We start from the raw sequence: 26599 nt of genomic DNA, 5'->3' as shown, positions 1-26599 counted from the left end.
CAATGATCCAGGTGTTTTTACCTTTATATTACGCTGGGTTAATTAACCAGGCGTTCAACTTCGTGCACATGCGCTTTAAAATCAGGGCATTTGTTTAGTACCACGCTCGCACTGTAGTCTACGATGCAGATTATTTTACAGCCATGTTTTTTTAAATTCATGTGCTGTTCTGCAATGACATCATAATCGTCTGAGTCAAACTTCCGGTAGCCCATATGGGTGTCGAAATAGATAATTCTGTACATGTTGCAAAATTTTCCGCTTTAAACGGTAAAACAGATCCTGTAGTTCAGGAGATATTTTTTTTTTGACTTAGAATTGGGTCACATACAAGGGATCGAAAATCATTCCATCAATGCTGTCGCAATGATTGCTAAAATCAGTGCATTTCTGCTTGATGGATTGCCTTGCATAATCGACCACACAGATCACCAGGATTTTCTGTTTACGAAGCTGTTCTGCATTTGCGTGGATCTCTGCACCATTATCGGAATCAAAGGACCTATAACCGGCATCGGGTTCTAAATAGATAAGTCTGTACATAAAATCGCGGTTTAAACAAAAGAGTTCAAATTTATAGAGCCTGACAACCCAATAAATCCCCTTTTCCGTACTGAGAATACGGTGTTTCTACTGCAACAAACGCCCGTGCTAATTGCGCTTTTCTTCTGAATTAGCGTCAAGCACTTACCAGAGAATACACTGGGTCTAAAGCAGGACTGCCAATTGCAGTATACTGCATATAAAAAACCGAATAAGACATTAAGGCCCTCCATGGTGGTTAAAACTCAGTATCCATTCGTCCGAAAGGAAAAAGCGATGGGGAAAAAAGCAACACTTTGCGGAGGCTTTGTACAAGTCGAATAATCAAGTATTGTAAAATTTTTTAAAAAGTTGAGTAAAATGCCACTACACCACGGAAACACCATCGAGAAAGTAATCAGAAGAGAGGGACATTCTTTAACCGATGTAGCAAGGCTGGCACGAGTAAACAGACGATCGGTGTACAACTGGTTTATGAAGCCAAAACTTAAGCCCGACATCATCCACCGGATTGGGCGTGTCATTGACCATGACTTTTCAATTGAATTTCCTGATCTTTTTACCTCCGAAGACTTCAGGACTAAACAAAAAGCTGAACCAGCAGTAGCCCCTGATGTTGAAGAGTTCGACATTTGGAGAGAAAAGTACCTGGATCTGCTGGAGCGATACAATATGCTTCTTGAGTATGAGGAGCGTAAACATCAAATTTCAGAAGCTCATGTATAAAATCATCTTTATTAATACCCAAAATAAGCTTTACAAGCTGGATCTTCATAAAAATCCTAGTGACCGATTTATTGAAAAATGCCAGCATGCTGGATACAGGGTTATTTGCGTCGTGGAGAACGAAGTTGTAAAAATCAAAAATCCGAATATCACAGAGCGCTTTTTACAAGAGTTTAGTTACGAGCAGAACTAGATCTACAAAAGCAGGCTACTTCTTCGTACCAAATGGTTTTACGCTAAGTGAAACGGCTATACCCCGTGACCTTAGATTATAGTCGTAATAACCAATGCCCGTCAAAGGTAACTTTAAAAACGGCTGTACACCGATGCTGACTTTATCCGACACTTTTCGATCGACACTTATAGAAAGATTGGCAACACCGAAAATATGCTGATTTTGATTGTTGATCTCTAAAGCGGTAGTCTGTTCTACCCCATCCGGACCAGTATTCCTATACTTGTACTTTTCCTTAAGCATAAAGTAGCTTGAAAGTCCGGAGTTTACGCTCACACTGTAATTCTTTTTTCTTAAGAGCTGGTAATTTACATTTACTGGCACATCGATAACAAAGCAATCGGCATTCAAGGCCCAGGGCCTCGCACTTTCGCCGTATGCGGAGCTAAGAGTACCGCCATAATCATATAATTTCCGGGCATATATTGCACCGCTGGATACGCTAAGCTTTTTGCTTATTGGATAGGTGACCAGGAGTCCAAAGTTAGTGCTGATCTTGGTACCTATACTGGTCCTGGAATCGGTAACGTCGGGGGCAGCCAACAAGGAAAGGGTAAGCTTTCCTGGCCTAGGAGTAAAATGTTCAACACCCACCACCTTCCGGTCAGCCTTTTGCCCCGCAGCTTCAATTTGCCCGCTTTGCTGCACAAGCTCCAGGCCGATTGGCATGTTTTTGTCACTTTCTCTTAACTCAATGTTAGACCGGATCTGAGCCTGAGAAACCCCATATAGCATTGGAATTTCCTTTTCCGAAGCCGCGATCGTTGGTCGGTTCAATTGCGGATTCACCGGCAGGGCTGAACGGCGAGCGTTCTTTGCATAGGTTTGTGGAGGCAGGGTACCTAACTTGTTCTTTTCGTCAGCAGGCTTCATTGGACCTAAGGGCGCGGAATTACTATCGATCCTGCCAGGCTTAGCTTTAGCATTAAAATCTTTAGCCGGATCTATTGGGGCCGTTTGATCAGACAAAAACAGGAACATAACCAGTAACAAAGCCGCGGCAATCCCAGCTCCGGCATAGATCCAAAGCGAACGCCTTTTACTGGCCTCGCTGGCAGCTAGCTTTTCTGCCATCTTTTCCCAGTCCAGCGCGTTAAAAGGGATATCCGGATCATCCATCCCCCGTTTAAATAACCGATCTATTTTATTATCTTTTTTCATTCGTGTTTATTTATTTGCTGCATTGCCTCCCCACCTATACTGTCGTTGTTCTTCTCAAAAGCCAGCAGCCTTTCCTGCAATTTCTGTCGTGCCTTAAACAGGTTTGACTTCGATGTTCCGACAGAAATATTCAGCAGTTCTGCAATTTCCTCATGGGTATAGCCATCAATGGCATAGAGGTTAAAAACCATTCGATAGGCTGGCGACAAACTTTGAATCATGATCAACAGATCTTTATAAGCTAAATCCGCGTGTATAGCCGCTTCCTGACCAATATGGATATGATCGTTGATATCGTCATGATTACTGAACTTTAAGTTCAGCCGGTATTTGTCGATTGCAGTATTGGTAATGATCCTTGCAAGCCAGGTTTTGAAGGGTTTGGATTCATCGTACTTGTCTATATGGGTAAACACCTTTAGAAAGCCCTCATTTAACACATCACCCGCGTCAAATTCATTTAACGCATACCTCCGACATATACCCATTCCATAGCTATAGAATTCCTTATAGAGCAGATACTGACTGGATCTGTCTTTCTGAATACATCCTTTGATGATTGCCTGCACCCTATAAATATACTTTTAAAATATGCCGTATCTGAGGCGTATACGTCCAAAATCCGAATAAGGTTGCCTGGATTACAAAAAATAAAATATCTGCAATCCGGGCAACCTTAAGGACTGCAGCAGCGTAACCTCATCAATAAACCTAACTGTCAATCTTAAACTGAGCACCATGTTAATCAACTACAAAAATGCGCTGCGTTTTTTGTCTATTCTGGCGATCATACTCGTGTCGTCCTGTTCAAAAAACGACGGCCCCGACACACCTCCGGGTGGCGAACCGCCAGCAAATGGCACAAAAACCATATTGAAGATTTCGGCGAACACCACCTTTGGTGACATCCTGACGGATGGAAACGGGAGAGCGCTCTACTTTTTTGCGCCGGATGTTAAAGGGACATCTGAATGTATCGAAGGCTGTGAGGCAGTGTGGGGAGTATTTTATGCCGACGATGCTACTTTGCCGGCAGGCCTGACCGCTGCAGATGTTGCAACAATCACCCGTGCAGATGGTAAAAAGCAGACGACCTATAAAGGCTGGCCATTGTACTATTATGCGCAGGATGCAACAAGCGGCGAAGTAAAGGGCGACGGCATCGATGACAACTGGTTCGTAGCGAAGAGCAATTATGCGATCATGCTTGGTGAGGCGCAATTGGTTGGTGAGGATGGCAAGAACTACACCGCAGATAACAAAGAAGGCACAGGCATTACGCGATATCTTACTGATGGTGCGGGCCGGACGCTCTATGCCTATGCACCAGATACCTTCAACAAAAACAATTGGACCAAGGATGATCTCTCCAACGATGCGATCTGGCCGATCTACGGATCTTCAGAGCTGGTCCTGCCATCTGTAATCACGGAAAACATGGTGTTGGAAATTACATCTGCTGGTAAAAAACAGCTTACGTTTAAAGGTCACCCATTGTACTATTACGGCCCAGACACCAAAAGAGGCGAAACCAAAGGCGTCAGTGTACCTGCACCAGGTGTATGGCCGGTGTTAACGCTCAATTCTCCAGCACTTGAAAACTAAGTCCTATGAACAAGCATTTTCGTATTTTCCTCGCCATCACCATGATCTATCTGCTGCTGGCGAGTTGCAGCAAGAACCAGGCTGAAGAACTTGCCCCAGAACAGCCCGAACCACAAAAAGTAACCTACAATAACTTTGCTCAGGCGCTTTTTCAAACCAGATGCAGCGGCTGCCACGCTCCGGGAAATCCCGCAGCCGCTGCATTCACTTTCAACGGCTATACCTCTGTAACCGCGAATGCGGAACGGATCAGACAGGCTGTGATTGTCACCAAGCGTATGCCTCCCAATGGAAGCTTATCCGCTGCAGAACTGCAATCCTTAAGTAAATGGCTTGAAGACGGAATGCCTGAACAATAATCACTAATAGCCATGAAAATCATCCCCTTAATTTTAATATGTAGCCTGTTTAATGTAGTTACTCAGGCACAGAACATCCTGATCAGCAATAATGCTGCGGTTTCTTTCTTCTCCAGTACCATTTTGGAAGATATTGAGGGCAAAAGCAGCCTGGGTAGCTCTGCCATCAATGCAAACACCGGTGATATCATTTTTAAAGTACCCAACACCTCGTTTCGGTTTAAGAAAAAGCTGATGCAGGAACACTTTAATGAGAACTACATGGAATCTGATAAGTACCCCGTATCTGAGTTTAAAGGCAAGCTCGAAAAGCCCATTGATGTAAGTAAAAATGGCAGTTACAACGTCCACGTAAGTGGTAAGCTCACTGTTCACGGGGTTACGAAAGACTATCGAAGTGTGGCCGAGATCGTCGTGAACAACGGTATAGCAACTGCAAAATCGGTGTTTAAGGTGAAGGTTGCCGACCACAACATCAAAATTCCAAGCCTGGTATTCAAGAACATCGCCGAAATCGTTGAGGTACGAATACAGGCACTTTATCAACCAAAAAAGTAAAATGCACATGAAGAAAAAAATATTTATGGCGCTGATGCTAAGTGCCTCTTATAGTTATGGACAGGTTGAGCTGGAGAAAGAGCTAATCAGTACAAGCGGAGCCCGTGAAAAGGTGAGCGCAACCTTTAAGTCCACCCGGCTCATCAATGGACATACAAATGAGACCATTCACAAGAACGAACTGGATTTTAAGGTAGACCACCGCTTTGGAGATATTGCAGGAAGCAACGGGGGATTAAGGCAGTTTTTTGGTCTTGACAATTCCACCGACATTAGAATTGGTTTTGAGTATGGCATATCCGACCGCCTTACTGCCGGCTTCGCACGTGCAAAGGGTGCCACAACAGTGCAGCAATTGTATGAAGGCAGTTTGAAGTTCAGGTTATTGGAACAAACCGTAGATGAACATATTCCTGTGGCGGTAACCCTGTTTGGAAGCAGCACCATTGCTGCAGTGCGGGCAAACCGCGAAGATCCCAGCTCGGCGACGGCCTATTACAACTTTCAGGATCGGCTAAACTATGTGGCACAAATGATCATTGCCCGAAAGTTCAACAGCAACTTCTCTATTGTGATTACACCAACCTATGTGCAGCGCAATTTCACGGTATTCCGGGACCAGAATGATCTTTTTGCTATCGGCGCAGGTGGCCGGGCTAAGATCAGCAAGCGCATGGCTGTAGTGATCGACTACTTTCTCCCTTTTAGAAACCAAGAAGATCAAACCTACCTGGAACAGGTGGGGAACAGGAAATTTTACGATCCCCTAGGCGTCGGACTGGAAATTGAAACTGGTGGTCACGTCTTCCATCTAAATTTCACCAATGCCACAGCGATACAGGAGGTGCAGTTTATTCCCGAGACGACCAGCAGCTGGACCAAAGGTCAATACCGCTGGGGATTTGGAATTTCCAGAAGGTTTACGCTAGGAAAGGATTGAAACCACAGCTATTTAAGCTCACTTTGATGAAGCAGTAATGCTCCCATAATCATTTAGCAAACAAGATCTTACCAGTAAAGAAGAATTCAAAAATTATGAAAAAGTGAGAAAATGTGTATATTTGAGTTTTGACATTGAAATGAAAAAACTTATACTTTTATACACTCTGGTATTCGCCTTCGGAATGGGCTTTGGTTATTTAAAAAATGGTTCCTGGAACATTCAAGACTGGGGCTACTTTAGTTCCAAATACGTTGCCATTTGGTGGATTGTAATGGGCTTTGCAGTCACCTTTTACTGTGTCGCTGAGCGATTACTTAAAACCAGAAAAGGATAGATCACTATCTTTTGTTGTGGAAGGGCTGCTGAGAAGTTCAAGGTTCTTTTTCATTATACATTGTCCTGAATGGCATGCAGGTGTAAGCTGCATGCCATCCGGGGGGTAGCATTTCCCAGAAATCATTTCACGGTTTTTACGAATGGCAGAGCAGAGCCTGACCAGGTGGAAGGTAACTTACCGTCCCATTTTTCGATCGCTTGTTGCTGAAGCAACTCAGGCGTAATTCCTGAAGAAATAATTTTATTCTCCAAAGCTTTTAGCTCAGCCAGCTGGTTTCGTTTACGCTGTTCAATGATCTGCTGATCCAAGACGGATACGTTTGTATTTACTTCATTACGGTTATCGATTTTCTTGGTTACTTTATCGCTAAATTCAAGTTGGCTGGAGAAGGTGGTCAGATTTAATCCCCTGTTGTTAAACTCTTTTTCCACCAGATTTTGCACACGTTCTTCAAAGCGCAGTGAACCTCCATTTGCCATCAGACTATCCGTGGTGAACTTCCGGCTTTCTTCCTTCATGATGTCATAAATTTTCGCTTCCAGAATATTGTCTTCAAGTGCACGCATGAAGTCCTCACCAGAACCCAATTGCTTATTCTGGAAAACAACGTCCACTGCACGGCTTTCTATAACGGCATAACTGTAAGTGGGATTTGATTGAAATGCCGTATTATCTGCCGCTTTAAGGCTTAATGGATCATCAAACTTCGCCCGTTGTTCAAATAAAGGCACCTGGAACAGTTCAGTTCCAGGATACAGGGTGTTTACCCTGCCCTTTGTAGTACTAAAATCTGCTTTACCTGCTTTTCCATAATTTTCCATCAGAACACCCACATAGTTGGGTGCAACTCTTTCACAGGAAGATATGGTTAAAATTAAGGCGGCTGCAACCACCAGGAGCGCGATACTAATGTTTCTTATCATATTGTTTTATTATATAGTTAATCAGGATTATAAGTGTTGTAATGCCCAGCAAAATACCGGCGTAGGGATTGAAATGGTTGAATATCCAGCCCGATAACCATAGCAAGAGCATAGCAGTTACAGCCAGAAGAATGGTTTTGTATGAAGTCATAAGCGATTAAAAAGGTTATTGCACCCGGAAATTGGCATGAAGTTGAGCGTTAATTACAAAAGCTTTGAAGATAATAAAAATATTTAATGGCAAACGAGGATCAGGGAGCCTATTTAGAAAGCAGCAGCATAATCGTTTTATGTCAAATTAAAATCCTTATCACACAGCATGTTATTGCTTCTTTGAATTTGCTTAAACTATTACCTACTTTTGTAAATAATTAGCAGGTCTTTTCTAGCTGGACTTTATAATTTTGCAAAGCTTTAACGATCCGCTAACTACCTATAAACAAGAACTTAAAACAATTAAATATGTCATCAGTAGTGATAAAATCTAATGTTTCGCTACATTTCCCGACATTAACAAACCCCTTAATTACACTTTAGATTAGGCTTTTACATTTCTTAACGTTTCCCTATATTAAATACTTGTGTGCAAATAGCGTGCAAATACAATAATAGCTGTATCTTTAATGTATGGCAACAGCAAGGGTAATCTTAGACGAAAGACGCGCAAAATCTAACGGACTTTTTCCTGTTAAAATAAGAATTGCTGAGGGCAGAGCATGGAAGTTTTATTCAACCATTTATGCTTTAAGCCCAGAAGAGTTTAGGAAGCTTATGGAAGGCAAAAAGCTAAGTGAGAATCTGAAGCCAGCCAAAGCAAAACTAGATGCACTCATTGCTAAAGCCAATGAGATTATAGAAGACCTTCGCCCCTTTTCCTTTGATGCTTTCAATTTGAGATTTACCCAGAAGGGTAATAAATCAGATCTGCTGTTCTTACTTAATAATAAAGCCAACTTGCTGCGGGATGATGACAAACATGGCAACTCGAACCTTTATAAACAAGCTGCAGTATTATTGGCCCGGTATAATGCTACATTAAATAAATCTGCAGAACTTCCTATAAGCAGCATTACCCCTATGTGGTTACAAGATTTTGAGAAGTGGGCGCTTAAGTTAAAACGCAAGACCGCAGCCGGTGATATTATTCAGGAATATGGTAAAACCACCCTGGGTATGTACCTGATCCGAGTACGATCGGTATTTAATGATGCGATCACAAGCAACGATATTAACCGCAGCGCTTACCCTTTCTATAAGGCCGACAATCAGCTGGGGTATAAAATCCCAAAAGGCACGGGGAATAAACGGGCTCTATCCATGGGTGAAATAATGTTGATCTACAACTATGAGCCGGAAAATGACATGGAGCAATTTGCAAAGGATGTCTTCATCTTTAGTTATCTATCAAGCGGTATGAATGTGATTGACATATTTCGTTTGAAGTGGTCCGACATCAAAGGCAAGGAGTTTTCATTTATCCGCAAAAAAACAGAAAACAAGACCGGCGGCGCCAATAAGATTATTATAAACCTATCCGACGACCTTGCTGCTATCATGAACCGCCATGGCGCCCGTAAAATCCATAATGGCTACATCTTCAATATAATCCCAAATAATGCGTCAGAGAAAGAAATACTGCAGAAAGTAAGGACTGCAATAAGCAGCATAAACATCAATTTAAAAAGGATTGCCGGGAAGCTTGGAATTACTACAGATATTTCCACCTATTATGCACGTCACTCATTTGCTACCAACCTTATGAATAACGAGGTGCCGCTTGCGTTTATATCGAAACAGTTAGGTCACACAGATCTTAAAACAACTCAGAATTACCTGGATAGCTTCACCACTGAGAAAGCATCAGAATACCAAAGCAATCTGCTCGACAAAAATAGGATTGCCTAGCGCTACACATTGCAGCTCCCAACCTTTCATCCGAAACGTACTCAAAACAACTTTAAGGACCTTTATTTAAGGGTATGCACTTTAACAATTATTACTAATCTTTTATCAATTAATACTTGGGCTTTTACGCCCTTTTTTTGTGCTTCGGTTATTTAAATTATGATTTGGAAAAGTTATCCACATCCGCTTCATAGCAATAAACAGTACAAAAGGATGATAAGATTAGTATCTCTTTGGTAGGACTTGATTATATGTTTATGACATTCTGTGTTTTCAGTAATTAATCCGTTTTATTTGTGGAAAAGAGCGTACACTTTTATACACTACCTACACATAACTTTACATCTAATAACCAGAGAACCACTATTGTTCACAGAGTTTTGACTGTGGAAAAAGCTCAGGTTTTCACATTAGAATTAAAATTATGAATGTTAGCGAAGTGAGTAAAATGACCGGATTGGCAAAACGGACAATCCACAATCTATGCATGAAAAGAGAGATCCCTCACAGTAAGTTCCTATCAAGGTTGAAGTTTGACGAGTTGGAGATTAGAAATTGGATCACTAGGAGAACGGAAGTTAGAGAGGAGAGAAAGAATGATTGAATTGAACGATAGGCCACTATACAGTTTAACTGTGGCCGAATTTTCCGAGCTATGTAAAGATCTGTTTCCGGATCAATTAAAAGAATCTAACAATCTTCTGCCAGTGCCAAAGTACGTTGATATGAATGGGGCGGTAAACATTACCAGTAAAAGTGCCAATGCACTACGAGTTCAAATCTCCAAGGGTAAACTTAAATCTTTTAAAAAAGGTTCTCGACACTACTTTGATCGTGATTATCTGGAAAAATGGCTGTCTGGAAATAGTGAAAGCGGGGGGTGATATGATCATTATTCCGCTAAAGCTAAATGCATTGGTAAAATGTAAGAAGTTTAATGACGTGGCAAATTCCTCCAAGTAGATTCACCGTTTTGCAAGCACATCGAATTGAAACATAAGGTAGACCATTCATTTACTTAAACATCAACTTTTGCTATGCAAAAAACAACCAAAATATATTCTGACTTTCAAATCATTAAATTCTTGAAAACACAGCAGGCGAACTTTACCGAAGAAAAAATAATAGAATTTGCGAATAAGTTCAACGCAGATATATCACGAATTCGATCACTCGCATTTACCGTGATACATTCTTATAAATGGTTATAGCTATGGACAGAATCAATTATATCCGACAGTTAAACGCATTCTGGGAACTGCAAGGTGAAGGTGGGTGTTATATAAAATCGACTTCAGTAGTAGTTTACCTGTCCCTATTGCAAATTAATAATAGCTGTGGATGGAAGGATCCATTTCTCGCTACTTATGCCCAGGTCCTTAGTATGACCGGAATTGCAAATCATAAAACTTACTATTCAGCATTAGAGGAACTCGTAAATAAAAAATACTTAATCTGGAATAAGTCAAAAAACCAACACCAGGCTGCATCATTCTCAATAAATGTGCTTTACCAAAATTTGGAAGAGCAAGTATCAAGCAAGTCGCATGCAAGTAGCATGCACACGGAAGAGCAAGTATCAAGCAAGGTGCATATACCTAAACCTTCTAAACAACTAAACAAGAAAACAAAAGATATTACCATTTTTTCTCTTGACGGATTTAATGAAGAAGCATTAAAGGAAGATAAGAACATAGACTTTGAATTATTCTGGAGTAAATACCCGGTAAAGGTCGCTAAGAAGAAAGCGCGCACTCTGTGGGTGGCGATAAAGCAAGTCGATAAGCAGAAAATAATGGACACCATTGATGCTTACGTGAAATACAAACCATTTGCTGACTACCAGCATCTACATCCGACCACCTATTTAGGTCAAGAAAGGTGGAATGATGAATTAAAAACCAACCAGGCAGCTTCAATTGCCTCAGAAAATAGTGGATTTGTCTTCGGAGCAAAACCAAAAGGATCAGTAAACTATAAAAACAGTGTATGAGAGATATTGACATAAAGAGTTTAGTTCCGCCGCAAGCACTGGATGTTGAAGAAGTCGTCTTAGGAGTATTAATGCTAGAGAGCGAATCCTACCATGAAATAGCCTCCCTTATAAACGAGAATAGTTTCTACAAAGCAGCACATGGAAAAATATTCAAAGCTATTAAATCGCTTGTATCGAAGTCAAATCCAGTTGACATTATCACTGTGTCGGCTGAGTTAAGGAAACAGGGATCCTTAGATGAAGTTGGTGGGCCATTTGCAGTGACCAATCTTACTAGCAGAGTATCCTCAGGCGCGAACATTGTTTATCACGCTGGGATTATACAGCAAAAATATGTTGAAAGGGAAACTATAAGATTAGCTAGTGAGATTATCAAGAACATATATGAGGAGACTCATGACATTTTTACACTACAGGAACATCTAACAAACTCAATACAGAAACTCACAGAATCAAGTTTAGGCAATATCTCTGAACTGAACGATATAATAAAGTCTCGATTGCTCCATTATGAAACCGAAGGGGAAAATGGATTGTCAGGCATCGCAACTGGCTTTAGCAATGTAGACCAGATAACTTCTGGATGGCAAAGATCCAACTTAGTCATTCTAGCGGCACGACCAGGAATGGGAAAGACTGCCTTTATGCTAAATATTGCAAGGAATGCTGCGGTAATTGGTAATGAACCGGTGGCTATATTTTCGCTTGAAATGAGTAAGGAGGAATTGACAGACAGACTTATTTCTGCAGAATCTGGCATTCCGTTAAAAACAATCAAAGACAGGTGCCTTTCACCATGGCATTATGAAGAAATGCATAAAATGAACGATCTATTCAGCAGTAACATGTTTATAGACGACACTCCATCCTTAAGTATCCAAGCACTAAGATCCAAGTGCGCGAGACTCAAACGAAATAATGGAATCGGGCTTATCTTAGTTGATTATCTGCAATTGATGAAAGGTGAATCTGAGTACAAAAACAATAGAGAGCAAGAGATAAGCAGTATCTCAAGAGGACTAAAAGCGATAGCTAAAGAACTAAATGTTCCAGTGATCGCACTTTCTCAATTGAGTCGAGCTGTTGAAACTAGGCCCGGAATGAATGGAAAAAGGCCGTTGCTTTCCGATTTACGTGAATCTGGTTCCATTGAGCAAGATGCAGATCAGGTTGTCTTTTTATTCAGACCTGATTACTACGGCATTACTGAGGATGAACAGGGCCAGAGTCTAGTCGGTATGACAGAAATAATTTTTGCCAAAAATAGAAATGGCGAAATCGATACTGTGGGATTACAATTTGATGGAGCTCGTATGAAGTTTTCAGATATTCAAAAAACATTTTCGATGTAAGCACTTCACAAGTACCTTAATTCGTACACCACTTTAAACCTTATATAAAGCACATGAAGCCACTTACAAAGAAAGAAGCAAAGAAATTAATTAAAGCAGGTTTTGATCTACCAGATCATTTAACTCCAGAGTATTTTATAAACCAAAAAGTTGTTTCATTATCAGAATGGGAAGATTGTATTGATGGCTTTTATGTTGAGGATTATAAGTCTAATCCAATGCTGCAATACCATATGCTTTTTCAAACACCATTTTACAAGAAGATTAACAAGTTTTTAAAAACTAAGCATTGTAAGGGATTTGTATTCATTCTTCCTGACACTGATTATGATCTTGATTATTGGGACGCTGCTCATAAAAACATCCGAGCACAAATTTTCCCTTTCATACATAGCGTCCCACTGGATTAATGGTCAACATAGTCTTGCACAAAAAATTTTTTTTTAATTTTTTTTCAAAGGGTGTGCTCTCTTATTCTATTGGTTGGCTTGGAATATCGTCATAAAATGGGGTGGGTACCCGAACGAAATAATTTGATGGAAGTATGCATTGACAGTTACTATATACGATACCCCCATATGATCCCCTTTCCCAAAGTGCGTTTTTCAGAACCGGGTGGCTTGACTTTCAGGATTGAACGCATTATGGCCCCAGAATCACAGACAAAGGACATACAAACCAGTCAACGACAGTAAGCGTGAATAAACAAACATGCAATCCGTTAGGGATTCGACGCTAACTTAAAATGCGTACTCTATAGCCTTTAAACGATGAATGTCTATACGGTATCAAAACACAGGCACCAATTTAGGCACCATTTACAATCCATTTTACCGGGTTAATACCGGCACCAGAATATAAAAACAAAATAACAGATCATGAATAACCAGCTACCAATCAACAGTAACCACCTTACAACATCTGCCACAATATTAAATACACAGTTAAGTACCTATGCTCTTTTAGGTCCGTTCTACTCAACTAAAACCCGTGACCTCAACATAATCCTCAATACAAACTTTAGAGGTCTTCCAGTGGCTCGTGCTGCGTTCATTGTGTTACTTCATTTAAACCACTACACTAAAAATATTCAGACTGATCTGAGACTTATGTATGGATTTTCCTTCGGCGTAATTACCAAGGTATTACGGACATTAACAGAATTAGGACTAATACGTTCGGTTAATTGCAAACGACCTACGAACATTGGCAAGCATGTACCATTAATAGCTTATGTTATTACTGTAGAGGGTAAACGTGCAGTGCAAAGTTTAAACCTGTTGTTGGAAAGCAAATTACTTAAGATGAAGCGGTAGTTCTTTGTTAACCGTTTAAATATTGTTTCTTTATGTCTCTCCAAACAAGAATAAGAATATACCAGGGCACTAGAAAGCAAGGAATTCCTATTATATATAAAAGCCAGCCATAAACAGCTTTCAGTATTTCGGAACTGGTATTGAGATCGAAACAGGATCCGACAATTTCATTTGACAGGAATCCAGCCATTCCGATAAGGCCACATAATATTAAAAGTGCTACTGCACCTCTATAACGATGAATCAATTTAGTTATAAGATGCATATCCGATAATCGCTGGACAGTAATCCAAGCTTTTTAAGTCGTGCTTTTTGAACGTGCATATTTATTTTTGATCATGCACGCTAATCTAAGACTATTATGACAAAATTAAAATGTCCTGCTTAATTGGTTAGGCAACAATGCTTTACAAAATGTCAATAAATTCTATGTTATTTTTATAAAACATATGTTTTAATTTTATTCAAAATGCTGTTTTACAACATGTTGTCTCATGTTTTTATTTGTGAACGTTAATTTATAACAGTTCCTTTGTAATGCTAAACGGGAAAGAAACTCCTAACTAAATTCATTCATCTACAATAACACCAGGCGATAGGTTGAAAGTACCTAATCAATCCTTTTGGGCCGTTTAGCAGCGACCTGGTTTAAAAGACAAAACTCAATCCCATGCTAAACGGAAACAAAAAAACAATTGATGCTACTTCAACAACCTTCAACGAAGTAATCAACACAACATTAAATGATCTGAATATTAAAGCAATCGAAAGCGATATGTTTTTTATTCCAATTGTAAAAGTGATTAATAGCATCAGAATTCCTTCCACGCCATTTAATTCTAAGGCAGGGCTACCTTTATTTATGGGAGATATTATTGAAGTCTCTTATTCCCATGAAGATTTTGCAAGCAAAGAAATTTATATGGTTAATATGAAAGACGGACAATACATAGGTACCAATCAAAATCCTAATGATGAGCAACTATTGTGGATGTTTGATGAATCAATGATTGCGGTGCTTGGTAGTTCAATATCCAGCCCAGAACTTTTAAATTTATTGAGATACTAACCAGGGTAACTATAATCCCAGATATAGCATTCACATTTAAAGCAGTATGGGCTGGACGGGAGTTCAGCCCATTTCATAAACGCAAAATCTCGTACAATGGAAATACCAGGAATAGAAGATTTCAACAGACTGGAACGCAAAATAGACAGGTGCATGGTTATGTTATCAATGCTAACGGAAAAGGACAGATATACAGTCCCAACGCAGAAAATATTAACGGTCAAAGATGTTGCTTCTGAGTTCAAACTTAGCCCACATATTCAACGGTGCGCCAGGGCTGCAGGAACTTTAAAATGGATAGCCGGTTCTAAGGAAGTGAAATACAATCGGGCAGATGTTGAAGACTGGATTGAGAAAAATACCGTTAGATAGTGGTAATGGACTAGCCGTTTAGATGTACGAGCGTCAAAAGAAGTAAGGAAATTGCATTTCCTTACTTCTTTTGCATTCAACGAAATTTAGTGTCCAATAGTGGACGTATAATTCTAGATAATTAGCCTATTAATCATATCAATTTTGTTAGTCAAATGGCTAATTTTCAGTCCGTAATAAACGCGTATACAGCTTTCTAGATAATATATGGTATTTGAATTTTGCCCTTCGAAGTTGGATTTGAACGTTAGTATCTTTTGATCTGTTCCAGTAACGGCTTGAATCAAATCTTTTGCCGATCTATTTTCTTCACTATACGCATTGTTATAAAGTAATGCAAGATATGCCTCTGTAGCAACAAAAATCTGGAGATCATTTGCCCGGATGTTTTTTGGGAAAACGTTTTTTAGTTGATCTAAGATATCTTGTGTCGGTACATCAGCCATTTGGATGAGCTTGTACACCGTAGGATGAAACTCCTTAATATAGATTAGAAAAATAAAGACACTCGGTAGCAAGTATGTTGTATGATTGAATGCTTTCAGTGCAAGGCGTGCATGTGAAAACATTTTTTCTTCCTGCCGAAGTGTAATTTTTATCGTGCTGAAAAGCAAGGTCGCAAATTGCAAGAATTCAGCACCGTCATCCTTTAGTGCCGTTCTGGATCGTTGTTCGGATTTGAAAAATTCTTTGAAGCCAAAATAGTCATACAGGTACTTTGTAAATAATTCGGGCTCCGGAGCAGGGATAGAATATTCCAAGTCTATAAATCTTCTTAGATATTCATCAGAATTAATAAGATCACTTCCATAAAAACCTCTAATAGCGTGACCGAGCTGCGTTTTATCGATAGACAACACAAACACAATTCCAGAAACATTGAAAAAGTGCTTAATTTGCTCGAGAACCTCAACCGCGTATGTTGGCCGGCATCGATCTAACTCATCAACAATAAACACAAGTGGCTTGGATCCATTATTTTCTTTGACAAACAACTGAAGCTGTATTCGAAATTCAACCAGTCCCTTCTTCTTTAGAGCATATTCATCAATCTCATCCTTCAGAATATCCACTGCGGACTTGGTGAGATTCTCTATAGTGTCAGAGATGACTTCTATATCAATATATCGACTTGCAACCGCTTTAGCCAAAGCCGGTAATATATTTTGGGTTATCAACGCCCCTGTTTTTACCAGTTTTTTAAATGTGGCATCGTCCGACCTATTGGTTAAAGTCTTCAGTTCAGACATGATAGCTATCAGAGGATTACTTTCAAAGTCATTCTCCCAGGCATTAAAATACAAAGTTCTAAATTCTTCGTCTTTTAAATATTGCTCCCACATTCTTATAAAGGTTGTTTTACCTGTTCCCCATGGATTATTTACCGCTAATACAAACCCATCGCCATAGGCGTTAACTATTTGAGTCAGTACTTTTGCATTATCTTCCCTGTCGAGTTTGCAGTTTGCAAAAGGTTTTCCCGGCTTAATTTCGATGTCTCCGTGTTTTATCTTCATTCTGAGAACGTTTAATTAGTTCCTCCAATATAAAAATGATCTTTCAAATAAGTCTTGAAAAAGTTTATCGCATGGCAGATAAATCTATATTAGGCTACTCTTGTCTATTTTTAAATTATAGGTGATTGTCAGCTTGGATTTATTGTAAAAGAATCTATATTGTTATTATGGAAATAAAACAATTAGCTGCAGCATTTTTAAGTATAAAGAACAGTTATGATGAAGAAAAAAGAGTAATTGAATATGATCTTAAAAATGAGCTTAATGAATTAAAAAAAATTGATGACCCTTTAAATAGAAACTTACAACTACTTTCTAAGCAGGATCAGATTGAGCAAGCTAAATACTTCTTGCAAAAACGAGAGGCTGAATTAGTAGAAGTTTCTAATGAACTTCTAAATTCTATGCAGTCACTCGGGCTCAAACTGGGGGAAAGGTTCCCGGTCCACGTTCATGATGAAACCTATTTTGACGTTTGGTACCTTGAGGGCGATGAAGTTTGTACGGCTGGGTATTATTCGAAAATTTCCTAACGTAACGATTACCAGCATAATGTAAACTAATACCGGTACCTGTCTTACAATTGCACCCTTTGCCCAACTATTTTCGACACCGCTGAAGTACCCTGGTTGAACTAAGCTGCTCAAAGACTCATACCGAGTTCAGTCTAACCTTAAGGAAAGACCATTTATTTTCCTCAGATTAGTTCTTCATTTAAACAGGGGCACCACCTGACCAAAACTGGTAAGAAACTCTATGGCACGTAAGTACCCAAAATTCCTGTGGACTAACCCCACCCAAACAAAATCCGAAGGTCCATTCATTGTACACACGCAGGAGCCACGCTTTATTGCTAAACCAATTTTTGACGCAAAGCGGCGTTTGATACATACTGATGTTGTTGAGGTCTGGAGTAAAGATCCGGACCTAGATGCTGTAATGGATATTGAAGAACAAATTCCAGCTTGGTTTAACTTGTCAGGCAGGGAACAATCTGTTCATGAAGACGATAAACTCTTGTGTTCTGTAAGCCGACTCGCCTTCCTTAAAGAGACCCATCCACATTTAACAGTAGAGCAAGCAAGAGCAGTTATTCAAGCTGTATTTCCAAGTAAGGCTAGAAACATCTATCATGCGACGAGTTCGTACGGCTTGAAGCACTTGTTTGAGCACGTAAGCAGAGCCGTCAGGAAAGACCAAGGTTACAAATACTGTAATAACGAGACTCTTATTGAAGCCTTCGAACTAGAAGGATTTAAATCAATCAAAGATGGTCCAAATCGGTATTTTAACATCAGTAGCAAAGAAATTCAATCTGCTCAGAGAATGTTTAGGAACTAGATATCACTAAGGAAGATTAAAGATGTGTCAGTTTGCCACCGGGAATGCTGGCACATCGTTTATATCATTAGGATTCCTATCATCCATTTACCTTACAATTTCCCGCGTCTGCCTAAACCCTGAGTTCCTCGCTAATTCTTCGTTGATTACCTGCCGGTCCTCATTATTCATTTTGGCTAGGTTGGATACAAGTATTTTTTTTAAGGCTAATTTTGCTTTTTGCTCGTCCTTTAAGATCGAGATTTCTCTATTGGCTTCCATTTTGGGTAGATCAAGAATCTTCTAAGATTCAAATGATTTGCTAATCTAACATAACCATATTGAATAAAGAAGATTGTAATACGAACTTAAATTAATGGCACCTACCGTTTCCTAAAGGATCGATGTAAGTACCGAGCAACAACATTCAACGGTCTATTGAAGCGTCTAATTGAATGTTAGTTGCATCGGACTTTTAGATAATTTGGAAATAGTGCCTTACTGAAATTTCATCTTCTTTGTGTAAGGATCGTAAATCATCTTCTTACTGCTTAAGCCTGAATTTAATATAGATGAAGACATTGACGGGACATTTGTCAATTGAGGTACTTCTTTAATCTTACGTTCTGTTCCTTGATTCATCATGGCTGTGGTTCCTATTGTTCCAATTTCATTTACTGCACTACCAATGTTTTGATTGCCGGCGCCAATTAGAGCGGAAGCTGCGGCGGCTTCATCTTGATATGGTTGATCTTTGTTATAACTAAATTCCTTATCTGCGTACTGTGCGCTATTTGCAAGCTGAAGTTGGAGATTTTTTAGCTGCTCCTGTTTGAATAGAGCTTGCTGAACTGCAAGGTCATTGAACTGTTGGCCCTGGTTGAAGTTTACCTTTGTGATGGCATCTAAAACATCCCCTGAACTTGATGCAGCTTCTCTTACCGATCCTAATGCAGCGGCTCCAGAAGCTGAGATATTGTTTATCGCTTGTGAGGTGCCCGGTAATACAGCATTCTGGTAACTTTTTTCGGCTAAAGATAATCCCTGATCAACCTCAGTTGGTTTCGTATAAATGGGACGGATGTTATTTGCTGCTCTTTTTTTTCCTTTGCTAACCTGTACTGCCCCTGAAATTCCTTTAAATGCGGTTGCTCCTGCGGCAACACCTGCGGCTATCCAACTCAATTTGTATCCTCCTTACTTTTATTGTTCAAACATTTATTTTTCATATATGCATTATCCAATTCTGGATTTTCAAATTTCCAAGGAATGCTCATGGTCGGGCGCTTAAAAGGGTTAATGCCTCTACGACCTTACTCGGTTGGTACATGACTTTCCTGCCTACAATGAGGTGAGGCACCTTACCTTCATTCCTTAGTTTAATTAGCGTCTGCATTGTGATGCTTGAAAAAGATGCAATATCCTTTTGCGATATCGGCTTTTCAGGGACTTGATTTGATTGGTTCATTCTTGATAAAGCTGTTTAGACAAACATACCTTAATCAATTGGGCAACTGATATTTATGACAAAGCATTATAGTTCCTGTTTTTATTCCATAGAACTAAATCACATCTAATCACTTAAAATCATGAATAGTTCAATTTCGGTATGAATAGCTTACGATGGTTGGATGTGCAAGTTACAGGCACAAGCATCATAGTACGAAAAGCAATTTAATTGGCATGTAATTGCTTACTGGTAAAACAGCAAAGGTAAGCGGAGATTATGCAGCAGTTGAACACCATACGTTGATACATTGCTATATTGTTCATCTGATCCACACCGGTACATTGTCCCAAGGATATATCCATACGTGGATACATTATTATATTGATAGGCTGATATATTGGCAGAGCTCTTTGTATCCGCAGCAGACAGCACAAAAATCTTTATTGTCATTGACACTGGGGGCTTGACTCACGCTCAATTATACAAACGTGCTTTATACTGTATCTATCCTCACTTTACGTATCTTTTAAGATGTTTTAAGCACCGTAGAAAATGAAAGCATTACCGTTAATGCCGTTGCTGAGCGGGCTATATAAATGAAAGTCCTTTACCTTAACCCTAGTTGGGATGTTAACTATACAATAACCTTTCAATTTAAAGACGGTCGCATGAGAGTGTTTCAACCGAGTGTTAACAGCATGAATACCAAAACCGGGGATGTTTACAGGACCGCATCAGTTATCGGCGGCAGTGGGCGCAACCATAAGGAGATTTATAACAGCAAAGGCGAACTTAAGCAGCAAGACGGCAGGGATAATTTAGAACTGTTTTTTAATGCTTATCTACAGTCTGTATCCACCGGCATAATTTCAGCCAAAGAAGATAAGTGGTAAATCGACCTATCTAAAATTGCCGATAGGCCATTTACATACAAAAAGCCCTTACCACATCAATAGTAAGGGCTTTTTAGTTCTAGGCGCTTTTCTGTTTCCATACCGCAAAACACTCATCAATCAATGATTGATCACAGTTAGCTATCTTAACATTGTTGTTTTCAACATCGAAAGTTACTATTGCCCCGGAACTGAGTAGCCTTTCTCTCAGCTCGTCTGGTAATAATTCCAACATAATTTCCCTTACTTTCTTGGTGGCAGCATCACTAAGCTGGTTTGCGAATTTTCCCATGTCTCTTATTTAAGTACACCACTAAATTACCGTGTTAATCCGAAACACAACACTGTTGGCCAGGCAAGTTTTCCACATCAAAAGGAAGGTGTTCTTACTCAAACTTAGCATTGGGTTGTTTTTGATGCATACGCTGGAGCAACTTCTTATTCTCATCAAATAGGTTAATTATTCTCTTTTGCAGCTCAATCATATCCTGTCTTGCCTTTGATAGTTCACTGACTAATTCATTCATCTTGTTATTACTGGTCGCCATAGGATGATCCTCATCGCAGGAAATAATGTCCATGGTAGACACTAAGGCGGAACTTATAATCCCGTCAATTAGATCATAAATAGTTTAGATATTTAGAGAAATCTCTGTTATAAATGACATTTGTATAGCTTTGAGGCTACTTTAGAGGGTATAACGCAGCTACTATGGACAATCCTTTGAAATAATTGAGCAAAGACTCAGGAGCATTGAATATTTCTTACAGCAGATTCATGCAGCATCGCTGCAGCATACTCAGGTGGGTGATGTTTATCTTAAGATTGATCAGGCTGCAGCATTTCTAAGCAAAACACCACATGCGCTGCAGGTTATGGTCAATAAGAACCAGGTGCCGTATATTAAAAAGCATGGGAGATTGTTCTTCCGATAAAAGGATTTGGTGGATTGGTTGGAAAGTGGTTAAATAAGAAACATACGGTAGGGTATTCACGTACATCAGTACTGAATTGCAGTACCATCAATCTCAGTTATCCATTCAGCTGATTCATTGCTCAATGTAATTCTAGAGCGAACGATTCCTTTAGAAAATTTAACTTCGGTTAATGAGGGCCTAAAATCCTTAATCGCCTTTTCTATACTTTTATCTCTCTTCTTGGCTTTACCATACTGGATGTTACTCGAAGTACTATAAAGCTTTTTTGTATGAGTAACATAAATGTCCAACATTTTCTGTCTCGGAAGGTTGCTAGCAGCAAATGGAGTAAGCTTTGCAGTGGAATTCTCTGCTAATAACTCGCTCCAAATACGTTTTTCGTAACCTGTTTCCGAACCATGGTGAGGAACCTTAAAGAACGACGCTGGTTTATCTTTATTTAATACGGTAGAATTGTCTAGGATGTTTATCCATCCTTCTTTTTCGTTTGGGGAAACCTCTAGGTCCGCACCAAGAATAGCTTTGTGTTTCCCCATACAAATTAAAATCGCTACTGATTTTGAATTTGGGTTTTTGACAACCACTTTATTGAAAGGTCTAATGTCATCAATAAGCGTAGATATTTCATTATCGTACGCGGTGAGAGTAGCATCCGAAGGAGACAATGTAAAAACTTGCGAACTATTTTCCGGATCGTTCAATATTGATCGATCGCTAATTGCCCGAATTATCTCATTTCCTCTGTCCTTTGAGATTTTTAAACATTTGTAGAATTCTTCAGTCGACCGATTACTTTTAACCTTGTTCCGGTCCAACTCCAGAAATAATCTAAATTTATCTACGTCCGTACATGGTGCAAAGCACATTTTTGCCGAAGCACATTGCCCCAATAACTCAGATAATCCTTTTATATGATCATTATGCCAATGAGTGCATATGATCAATTTAACCTGTACTTCGAGATTTACACCTATCGACCTCAAGTAAGCTAATGGTAACGACTCTCCGGTTTCAGGATCTTGGCAAGAATCTACCACAATCCAATTATTGTTTCCTAAATGTACAACGATACTCTCACCATATCCTCCTGCGGTTCCTATTAGGGTTATTTCTCCTGTCTCACTATTGGGAGCGTCAAATGTGACTATAGCCATTCAGAATAAATATTCTTATCTTTTGATCTATCGACTGCTCTATCTATATCGCGCTGAGTCCAATGTGGTAGCCTCTGAAATCTTATTATAGATTCCTTCTTTACTTGCCCCTTATCGTTTGCATAACCAACACTCCAGTAAAAGACTGCACCAATTTTGATCATCGGTTTATCTTCTTTTGAAATTTCATTTATGTGAAAGTCAGCAACTTCATAGGTTCCAAACTTATTTAGGTCTTCTAGTTTTGCTTCAAACCCATCATCACTAACTTCAAAAATTGTCCCCCTCCAACTTTGAGTCTGGGTGTAAAAGTTAGAATATTCTATTACAGGATTCTCTCCTAATGTTGAAACACGCTGGTTATCTACAGCAACATTTGCCGTTTCTCGTATTGCTGCCGGCATTTCTTGTTTGGCTTCGTTGAGATGTTGTTCCTTTAAACTCTGAATAAAGTTTGATGAAAACGCTTTTTCTAAGTTCACTGACTCACCGGCCTCGCTAATTCTTCTGTTTTGAATGGAATTGGTCCTAACTAGGGTTTGATAGCTCATGGTTAAATTTTGAGATTGTCCAACAGTCCTTGTACTACTTTGGTTGTTCGCTCCGAAGATGATTTAAAACATTCTTCTAAAATTTGAATGATTTCCCCTTCTCTGCCTGATTGATTTGGTTCTAACGAATAATGGTCGTTAATATTAATAGCGACACCATAGAGGGAAGATGCTTTATCTGTAGGCTCAATACGAACCCGATAATTTCCATTTCTTTTGTCAGGTCTTTTCATTTCTATCACTTCAAGAAGAAGCATACGTCCCTCGTTTAAAAAATTAAAGTTTGACAAGGGGCTTAATTTATTGCCAAACTCATAATACTTATCTTCATTTTTCAGATTGCAATGCCAAATATGATTTATCCCTAGACCTTTTAAAGGCGTCTCTTTAAGAAAGTTAAATATACCTACACAAAGATCTTTAACAATGTCAAAATAAGGCTCCTGAGTACACTGAACGTCAAACCGATCCTGTCTAACTTCAATCTTAACCCAGTCTAAATGAAACCGCACATATTCGTTATGGATTATCTCGACTTTGACATCATTTGCTTCCGACTCCCTGATTAAACCTTTATTAGCCAACCAAAAGGGTTGTATTATTGCTGGGTTGAAATTCCCAATAAAGGCTAGGTGTATGGTTTTGATTTCGACGAAGTTTGCTATATCCATTTAAATTCTATTTTCTAGGGAAACTGCTCAAACATAATTAAAAAAAGATCATCCTTCTACTATAACATCTACCACTCCACTATTATACACATCATTTGACATACTACATATAATTATCTGATTTTGTTACAAATTTCGTGAATTTATAGGAGATAATATGGTTGGTCCGGAAGTCCTTCATTTAGCTGGAACTTATTCTTTGTTGTTTTGACTGATAGCATTCAACATCCTTATGTTAAAATTAGAGGATTTCTTCTTAAGTATCATATGAATATCAAACTCATATCCCCTTCCACATTACTTTGAATTTGCTTAAACTATTGCCTACTTTTGTATTAGAAAATCGGAGATTCTACAAAGATGTGTGCAAATAGTGTGCAAACAAAACCTACAAACATTATAACCGATTGAAAAACAAGAACTTAAAACAATTCAATATGTCATCAGTAGAGACAACTTACGTTCCTTATAAAGTTAAGGACATTTCACTGGCAGAATGGGGCCGCAAAGAAATCGGATTAGCTGAAGCAGAAATGCCAGGTTTAATGTCTTTGCGTGAAGAATTCGGTCCTTCGCAGCCACTTAAAGGTGCGCGCATTGCAGGATGCCTTCACATGACCATCCAAACTGCAGTTTTAATTGAAACCTTAGTTGCACTAGGTGCTGAAGTTACCTGGTCTTCATGTAACATCTTCTCCACTCAAGATCATGCTGCCGCTGCAATTGCTGCTGCTGGTATTCAGGTGTATGCCTGGAAAGGTTTGAATGAGCAGGAATTTGACTGGTGCATTGAGCAAACCTTACACTTCGGTCCAGAGCAGAAACCATTGAATATGATCCTTGATGATGGTGGTGACTTAACCAACATGGTCTTTGACAAGTTCCCTGAACTGATTGCTGAGATCAAAGGGTTATCTGAAGAAACGACAACTGGTGTTCACCGCTTATATGAGCGTATGAAAAACGGTACCCTGCACTTACCTGCAATTAACGTGAATGATTCGGTTACCAAATCTAAATTTGACAACAAATATGGTTGCCGCGAATCATTGGTAGATGCGATCCGTCGTGCTACTGACGTGATGATGGCTGGTAAAGTAGCCGTTGTTTGCGGTTATGGCGATGTGGGTAAGGGTTCTGCAGAATCTTTAAGCTCACAAGGCGTTCGTGTTATCGTTACCGAAATTGACCCGATCTGTGCTTTACAGGCTGCAATGGAAGGTTATGAAGTTAAAAAACTGATGACCGCTGTGAAAGAAGCAGATATTATTGTGACCACGACTGGTAACTGCGACATCGTTCGTCCTGAACACTTCAAATTAATGAAAGACAAGGCGATCGTTTGTAACATCGGTCACTTTGATAATGAAATTGATGTTGCCTGGTTAAATGAGAACTATGGTGATACAAAAGTAGAAATCAAACCTCAGGTGGATAAATATACCATTGATGGTAAAGACATCATCCTATTGGCAGAAGGCCGTTTGGTGAACTTAGGTTGCGCAACTGGTCACCCAAGTTTCGTAATGTCTAACTCTTTCACCAACCAGACCCTTGCACAGCTTGAGCTTTGGACCAACCCTGGTAAATACGAAAACAAAGTATATACCTTGCCTAAGCATCTGGATGAGAAAGTTGCCCGTTTACACCTTGCTAAAATCGGTGTTGAACTGGATGTACTTGATCCACATCAGGCAGAGTATATTGGTGTTCCAGTTGAAGGTCCATTTAAACCAGACACTTACAGGTACTAATTCGATCCATATCTTTCGGAAAAGGGGGAACTTCGGTTTCCCCTTTTTTGTGAGTTAACATTTTCATCTTACACCACCAAGTGTTTAATGGGAAGCGCTTTAGCAGCCAGTACCCCTACTGCATTGCAAGCTGGCCAAAAACCTTGAGCTACGCTGCTTGTTTATTCTTCACGATTAACTTTATATTTGGGCATGGCAAAACTATCTGTAAACATCAATAAGATTGCAACGCTGAGAAACAGTCGCGGTGGTAACAACCCGGATTTGGTTAAAGTTGCACTGGATTGCGAGCGCTTCGGCGCAGAAGGCATCACGGTTCATCCAAGACCAGACGAACGCCATATTCGCTATCAGGATGTTTTTGATCTTAAAGCAGTGATCAACACCGAATTCAACATTGAGGGGAATTGCAGTGAGCAAAAATTCGTCGATCTTGTATTGGCCAATAAACCTGCACAGGTCACCCTGGTACCAGATGCTTTAGGACAAATTACATCCAACCACGGTTGGGACACCATCACCCATAAATCCTACTTACAAGACATGGTGGCGATGTTTAAGGAAGCTGGTATCCGGGTTTCTATTTTCGTAGATCCTGTCGTTGACATGGTGGAAGCTGCGGCACTGACGGGCACTGATCGTATTGAGCTTTATACAGAAGCATATGCGCATGACTTCTTTAAGAATAAGAAGGAGGCCATAAAGCCTTATATTATAGCCGCTGAGACTGCGAATGCATTAGGACTAGGCCTTAATGCGGGCCATGATCTGGACCTGCATAACTTGAAGTATTTTGCCGAAAACATCCCCGGATTACTGGAAGTAAGTATTGGCCATGCACTGATCAGCGACGCCCTGTATTTAGGCCTGGAAAACACCATTCAGCTGTATTTACGGCAATTGTCAAACTAAGCTTACAAACAATAATTACGTTGCGTATGGGTTGGAAA

General features: G+C 39.7%; 31 protein-coding genes. 19 read left to right on the top strand and 12 right to left on the bottom strand.

Features of this window, described 5'->3' with window-relative positions; all coding sequences use genetic code 11:
• Positions 1–38: 38 nt before the first annotated feature.
• Together AC5WJX_RS09140 and AC5WJX_RS09135 are read right to left on the bottom strand one after the other, a co-directional pair.
• Entirely contained in the window at positions 39–245 is a 207-nt protein-coding gene (locus AC5WJX_RS09140; RefSeq protein ID WP_494484263.1) for a hypothetical protein, read from the bottom strand.
• 67 nt (positions 246–312) lie between these two features.
• A complete protein-coding gene (locus tag AC5WJX_RS09135; protein ID WP_494484262.1) occupies positions 313–543 on the bottom strand; it encodes a hypothetical protein in 231 nt (76 codons plus the stop codon).
• Between the two features lie 360 nt (positions 544–903).
• On the opposite strand from AC5WJX_RS09135, the gene AC5WJX_RS09130 reads away from it, so the two are divergent.
• Complete coding sequence (locus tag AC5WJX_RS09130) at positions 904–1269, top strand: hypothetical protein (protein ID WP_440431786.1); 366 nt, start codon at positions 904–906, stop codon at positions 1267–1269.
• A 208-nt stretch (positions 1270–1477) separates the two neighbouring features.
• Here AC5WJX_RS09130 and AC5WJX_RS09125 read toward each other — a convergent pair whose 3' ends face one another.
• Together AC5WJX_RS09125 and AC5WJX_RS09120 are read right to left on the bottom strand one after the other, a co-directional pair.
• Positions 1478–2665, bottom strand: a complete 1188-nt coding sequence (locus tag AC5WJX_RS09125) for a porin family protein (protein WP_494484261.1) — start codon at positions 2663–2665, stop codon at positions 1478–1480.
• A complete protein-coding gene (locus AC5WJX_RS09120; protein ID WP_494484260.1) occupies positions 2662–3234 on the bottom strand; it encodes an RNA polymerase sigma factor in 573 nt (190 codons plus the stop codon). Before AC5WJX_RS09120 ends, AC5WJX_RS09125 begins: the two co-directional genes overlap by 4 nt.
• 169 nt (positions 3235–3403) lie before the next feature.
• On the opposite strand from AC5WJX_RS09120, the gene AC5WJX_RS09115 reads away from it, so the two are divergent.
• From AC5WJX_RS09115 to AC5WJX_RS09095, 5 genes are all read left to right on the top strand, one after another.
• Entirely contained in the window at positions 3404–4270 is an 867-nt protein-coding gene (locus AC5WJX_RS09115) for a hypothetical protein (RefSeq protein WP_494484259.1), read from the top strand.
• Positions 4271–4275: 5 nt separating this feature from the next.
• A complete protein-coding gene (locus AC5WJX_RS09110) occupies positions 4276–4629 on the top strand; it encodes a c-type cytochrome (protein WP_494484258.1) in 354 nt (117 codons plus the stop codon).
• 12 nt (positions 4630–4641) lie between these two features.
• Entirely contained in the window at positions 4642–5187 is a 546-nt protein-coding gene (locus tag AC5WJX_RS09105; RefSeq protein WP_494484257.1) for a YceI family protein, read from the top strand.
• 7 nt (positions 5188–5194) lie between these two features.
• Positions 5195–6127, top strand: coding sequence for a DUF5777 family beta-barrel protein (locus AC5WJX_RS09100; RefSeq protein WP_494484256.1), 933 nt, complete (start codon positions 5195–5197; stop codon positions 6125–6127).
• 139 nt (positions 6128–6266) lie between these two features.
• The gene (locus tag AC5WJX_RS09095) at positions 6267–6464 is read left to right on the top strand and encodes a hypothetical protein (protein ID WP_440431799.1); all 198 of its coding nucleotides are present in this window, start codon (positions 6267–6269) and stop codon (positions 6462–6464) included.
• Positions 6465–6586: 122 nt separating this feature from the next.
• On the opposite strand, the gene AC5WJX_RS09090 is transcribed toward AC5WJX_RS09095, so the two are convergent.
• On the bottom strand, positions 6587–7390 hold the full coding sequence (locus AC5WJX_RS09090) for an SPFH domain-containing protein (RefSeq protein WP_494484255.1): 804 nt from the start codon (positions 7388–7390) through the stop codon (positions 6587–6589).
• A 627-nt stretch (positions 7391–8017) separates the two neighbouring features.
• On the opposite strand from AC5WJX_RS09090, the gene AC5WJX_RS09085 reads away from it, so the two are divergent.
• From AC5WJX_RS09085 to AC5WJX_RS09050, 8 genes are all read left to right on the top strand, one after another.
• The gene (locus AC5WJX_RS09085) at positions 8018–9295 is read left to right on the top strand and encodes a site-specific integrase (RefSeq protein ID WP_494484254.1); all 1278 of its coding nucleotides are present in this window, start codon (positions 8018–8020) and stop codon (positions 9293–9295) included.
• 424 nt (positions 9296–9719) lie between these two features.
• The gene (locus tag AC5WJX_RS09080; RefSeq protein WP_494484253.1) at positions 9720–9899 is read left to right on the top strand and encodes a helix-turn-helix domain-containing protein; all 180 of its coding nucleotides are present in this window, start codon (positions 9720–9722) and stop codon (positions 9897–9899) included.
• Between the two features lie 158 nt (positions 9900–10057).
• Positions 10058–10258, top strand: coding sequence for a hypothetical protein (locus AC5WJX_RS09075; RefSeq protein WP_494484252.1), 201 nt, complete (start codon positions 10058–10060; stop codon positions 10256–10258).
• Between the two features lie 250 nt (positions 10259–10508).
• On the top strand, positions 10509–11288 hold the full coding sequence (locus AC5WJX_RS09070) for an LvrA C-terminal domain-related protein (protein ID WP_494484251.1): 780 nt from the start codon (positions 10509–10511) through the stop codon (positions 11286–11288).
• Positions 11285–12643 (top strand): replicative DNA helicase, encoded by a 1359-nt coding sequence (gene dnaB, locus AC5WJX_RS09065; RefSeq protein ID WP_494484250.1) that lies wholly within the window; start codon positions 11285–11287, stop codon positions 12641–12643. The genes AC5WJX_RS09070 and dnaB overlap by 4 nt, the downstream gene beginning before the upstream one ends.
• Before the next feature lie 53 nt (positions 12644–12696).
• Positions 12697–13053, top strand: a complete 357-nt coding sequence (locus tag AC5WJX_RS09060; protein WP_494484249.1) for a hypothetical protein — start codon at positions 12697–12699, stop codon at positions 13051–13053.
• Positions 13054–14629: 1576 nt separating this feature from the next.
• Complete coding sequence (locus tag AC5WJX_RS09055) at positions 14630–15028, top strand: hypothetical protein (RefSeq protein WP_494484248.1); 399 nt, start codon at positions 14630–14632, stop codon at positions 15026–15028.
• Between the two features lie 96 nt (positions 15029–15124).
• Positions 15125–15400 (top strand): hypothetical protein, encoded by a 276-nt coding sequence (locus AC5WJX_RS09050; protein ID WP_494484247.1) that lies wholly within the window; start codon positions 15125–15127, stop codon positions 15398–15400.
• Positions 15401–15513: 113 nt separating this feature from the next.
• Here the strand turns inward: AC5WJX_RS09050 and AC5WJX_RS09045 are convergent, their stop codons facing one another.
• Entirely contained in the window at positions 15514–16917 is a 1404-nt protein-coding gene (locus tag AC5WJX_RS09045; RefSeq protein WP_494484246.1) for a KAP family P-loop NTPase fold protein, read from the bottom strand.
• A gap of 167 nt (positions 16918–17084) precedes the next feature.
• Between AC5WJX_RS09045 and AC5WJX_RS09040 the strand changes: the two genes are divergently transcribed.
• Together AC5WJX_RS09040 and AC5WJX_RS09035 are read left to right on the top strand one after the other, a co-directional pair.
• Positions 17085–17450 carry a hypothetical protein gene (locus tag AC5WJX_RS09040; protein ID WP_494484245.1) on the top strand — a complete coding sequence of 122 codons (366 nt, stop codon included), beginning with the start codon at positions 17085–17087 and terminating at the stop codon, positions 17448–17450.
• Between the two features lie 223 nt (positions 17451–17673).
• The gene (locus AC5WJX_RS09035; RefSeq protein WP_494484244.1) at positions 17674–18258 is read left to right on the top strand and encodes a hypothetical protein; all 585 of its coding nucleotides are present in this window, start codon (positions 17674–17676) and stop codon (positions 18256–18258) included.
• Between the two features lie 477 nt (positions 18259–18735).
• Here the strand turns inward: AC5WJX_RS09035 and AC5WJX_RS09030 are convergent, their stop codons facing one another.
• A complete protein-coding gene (locus AC5WJX_RS09030; protein WP_494484243.1) occupies positions 18736–19422 on the bottom strand; it encodes a hypothetical protein in 687 nt (228 codons plus the stop codon).
• Positions 19423–20385: 963 nt separating this feature from the next.
• Between AC5WJX_RS09030 and AC5WJX_RS09025 the strand changes: the two genes are divergently transcribed.
• Positions 20386–20580, top strand: a complete 195-nt coding sequence (locus tag AC5WJX_RS09025; RefSeq protein WP_494484242.1) for a hypothetical protein — start codon at positions 20386–20388, stop codon at positions 20578–20580.
• Positions 20581–20659: 79 nt separating this feature from the next.
• Here AC5WJX_RS09025 and AC5WJX_RS09020 read toward each other — a convergent pair whose 3' ends face one another.
• The 5 genes from AC5WJX_RS09020 to AC5WJX_RS09000 form a co-directional block, all read right to left on the bottom strand.
• Positions 20660–20872 carry a hypothetical protein gene (locus tag AC5WJX_RS09020; RefSeq protein WP_494484241.1) on the bottom strand — a complete coding sequence of 71 codons (213 nt, stop codon included), beginning with the start codon at positions 20870–20872 and terminating at the stop codon, positions 20660–20662.
• 94 nt (positions 20873–20966) lie between these two features.
• On the bottom strand, positions 20967–21161 hold the full coding sequence (locus tag AC5WJX_RS09015; RefSeq protein ID WP_494484240.1) for a hypothetical protein: 195 nt from the start codon (positions 21159–21161) through the stop codon (positions 20967–20969).
• A 420-nt stretch (positions 21162–21581) separates the two neighbouring features.
• Entirely contained in the window at positions 21582–22673 is a 1092-nt protein-coding gene (locus AC5WJX_RS09010) for an MBL fold metallo-hydrolase (RefSeq protein WP_494484239.1), read from the bottom strand.
• Positions 22664–23224 (bottom strand): hypothetical protein, encoded by a 561-nt coding sequence (locus AC5WJX_RS09005; protein ID WP_494484238.1) that lies wholly within the window; start codon positions 23222–23224, stop codon positions 22664–22666. The genes AC5WJX_RS09010 and AC5WJX_RS09005 overlap by 10 nt, the downstream gene beginning before the upstream one ends.
• Before the next feature lie 2 nt (positions 23225–23226).
• Entirely contained in the window at positions 23227–23895 is a 669-nt protein-coding gene (locus AC5WJX_RS09000) for a hypothetical protein (RefSeq protein WP_494484237.1), read from the bottom strand.
• Between the two features lie 437 nt (positions 23896–24332).
• Here AC5WJX_RS09000 and ahcY point away from each other — a divergent pair, with 437 nt between their 5' ends.
• Together ahcY and AC5WJX_RS08990 are read left to right on the top strand one after the other, a co-directional pair.
• On the top strand, positions 24333–25649 hold the full coding sequence (ahcY, locus tag AC5WJX_RS08995) for an adenosylhomocysteinase (protein ID WP_494484236.1): 1317 nt from the start codon (positions 24333–24335) through the stop codon (positions 25647–25649).
• Positions 25650–25841: 192 nt separating this feature from the next.
• Positions 25842–26561 (top strand): pyridoxine 5'-phosphate synthase, encoded by a 720-nt coding sequence (locus AC5WJX_RS08990; RefSeq protein WP_494484235.1) that lies wholly within the window; start codon positions 25842–25844, stop codon positions 26559–26561.
• Positions 26562–26599: the final 38 nt, after the last annotated feature.

It is taken from the genome of Pedobacter sp. NEAU-ZC8 (assembly GCF_059278965.1).
This window is presented reverse-complemented; position numbering and strand designations above follow the sequence as displayed.

What these genes read in the sequence shown, in the direction of transcription:
- AC5WJX_RS09140 (WP_494484263.1), bottom strand. Translation starts at nt 245, where the DNA reads ATGTACAGAATTATCTATTTCGACACCCATATGGGCTACCGGAAGTTT.
- AC5WJX_RS09135 (WP_494484262.1), bottom strand. Translation starts at nt 543, where the DNA reads ATGTACAGACTTATCTATTTAGAACCCGATGCCGGTTATAGGTCCTTT.
- AC5WJX_RS09130 (WP_440431786.1), top strand. Translation starts at nt 904, where the DNA reads ATGCCACTACACCACGGAAACACCATCGAGAAAGTAATCAGAAGAGAG.
- AC5WJX_RS09125 (WP_494484261.1), bottom strand. Translation starts at nt 2,665, where the DNA reads ATGAAAAAAGATAATAAAATAGATCGGTTATTTAAACGGGGGATGGAT.
- AC5WJX_RS09115 (WP_494484259.1), top strand. Translation starts at nt 3,404, where the DNA reads ATGTTAATCAACTACAAAAATGCGCTGCGTTTTTTGTCTATTCTGGCG.
- AC5WJX_RS09110 (WP_494484258.1), top strand. Translation starts at nt 4,276, where the DNA reads ATGAACAAGCATTTTCGTATTTTCCTCGCCATCACCATGATCTATCTG.
- AC5WJX_RS09105 (WP_494484257.1), top strand. Translation starts at nt 4,642, where the DNA reads ATGAAAATCATCCCCTTAATTTTAATATGTAGCCTGTTTAATGTAGTT.
- AC5WJX_RS09100 (WP_494484256.1), top strand. Translation starts at nt 5,195, where the DNA reads ATGAAGAAAAAAATATTTATGGCGCTGATGCTAAGTGCCTCTTATAGT.
- AC5WJX_RS09095 (WP_440431799.1), top strand. Translation starts at nt 6,267, where the DNA reads ATGAAAAAACTTATACTTTTATACACTCTGGTATTCGCCTTCGGAATG.
- AC5WJX_RS09090 (WP_494484255.1), bottom strand. Translation starts at nt 7,390, where the DNA reads ATGATAAGAAACATTAGTATCGCGCTCCTGGTGGTTGCAGCCGCCTTA.
- AC5WJX_RS09085 (WP_494484254.1), top strand. Translation starts at nt 8,018, where the DNA reads ATGGCAACAGCAAGGGTAATCTTAGACGAAAGACGCGCAAAATCTAAC.
- AC5WJX_RS09080 (WP_494484253.1), top strand. Translation starts at nt 9,720, where the DNA reads ATGAATGTTAGCGAAGTGAGTAAAATGACCGGATTGGCAAAACGGACA.
- AC5WJX_RS09075 (WP_494484252.1), top strand. Translation starts at nt 10,058, where the DNA reads ATGCACTACGAGTTCAAATCTCCAAGGGTAAACTTAAATCTTTTAAAA.
- AC5WJX_RS09070 (WP_494484251.1), top strand. Translation starts at nt 10,509, where the DNA reads ATGGACAGAATCAATTATATCCGACAGTTAAACGCATTCTGGGAACTG.
- dnaB (WP_494484250.1), top strand. Translation starts at nt 11,285, where the DNA reads ATGAGAGATATTGACATAAAGAGTTTAGTTCCGCCGCAAGCACTGGAT.
- AC5WJX_RS09060 (WP_494484249.1), top strand. Translation starts at nt 12,697, where the DNA reads ATGAAGCCACTTACAAAGAAAGAAGCAAAGAAATTAATTAAAGCAGGT.
- AC5WJX_RS09055 (WP_494484248.1), top strand. Translation starts at nt 14,630, where the DNA reads ATGCTAAACGGAAACAAAAAAACAATTGATGCTACTTCAACAACCTTC.
- AC5WJX_RS09050 (WP_494484247.1), top strand. Translation starts at nt 15,125, where the DNA reads ATGGAAATACCAGGAATAGAAGATTTCAACAGACTGGAACGCAAAATA.
- AC5WJX_RS09045 (WP_494484246.1), bottom strand. Translation starts at nt 16,917, where the DNA reads ATGAAGATAAAACACGGAGACATCGAAATTAAGCCGGGAAAACCTTTT.
- AC5WJX_RS09040 (WP_494484245.1), top strand. Translation starts at nt 17,085, where the DNA reads ATGGAAATAAAACAATTAGCTGCAGCATTTTTAAGTATAAAGAACAGT.
- AC5WJX_RS09035 (WP_494484244.1), top strand. Translation starts at nt 17,674, where the DNA reads ATGGCACGTAAGTACCCAAAATTCCTGTGGACTAACCCCACCCAAACA.
- AC5WJX_RS09025 (WP_494484242.1), top strand. Translation starts at nt 20,386, where the DNA reads ATGAATACCAAAACCGGGGATGTTTACAGGACCGCATCAGTTATCGGC.
- AC5WJX_RS09020 (WP_494484241.1), bottom strand. Translation starts at nt 20,872, where the DNA reads ATGGGAAAATTCGCAAACCAGCTTAGTGATGCTGCCACCAAGAAAGTA.
- AC5WJX_RS09015 (WP_494484240.1), bottom strand. Translation starts at nt 21,161, where the DNA reads ATGGACATTATTTCCTGCGATGAGGATCATCCTATGGCGACCAGTAAT.
- AC5WJX_RS09010 (WP_494484239.1), bottom strand. Translation starts at nt 22,673, where the DNA reads ATGGCTATAGTCACATTTGACGCTCCCAATAGTGAGACAGGAGAAATA.
- AC5WJX_RS09005 (WP_494484238.1), bottom strand. Translation starts at nt 23,224, where the DNA reads ATGAGCTATCAAACCCTAGTTAGGACCAATTCCATTCAAAACAGAAGA.
- AC5WJX_RS09000 (WP_494484237.1), bottom strand. Translation starts at nt 23,895, where the DNA reads ATGGATATAGCAAACTTCGTCGAAATCAAAACCATACACCTAGCCTTT.
- ahcY (WP_494484236.1), top strand. Translation starts at nt 24,333, where the DNA reads ATGTCATCAGTAGAGACAACTTACGTTCCTTATAAAGTTAAGGACATT.
- AC5WJX_RS08990 (WP_494484235.1), top strand. Translation starts at nt 25,842, where the DNA reads ATGGCAAAACTATCTGTAAACATCAATAAGATTGCAACGCTGAGAAAC.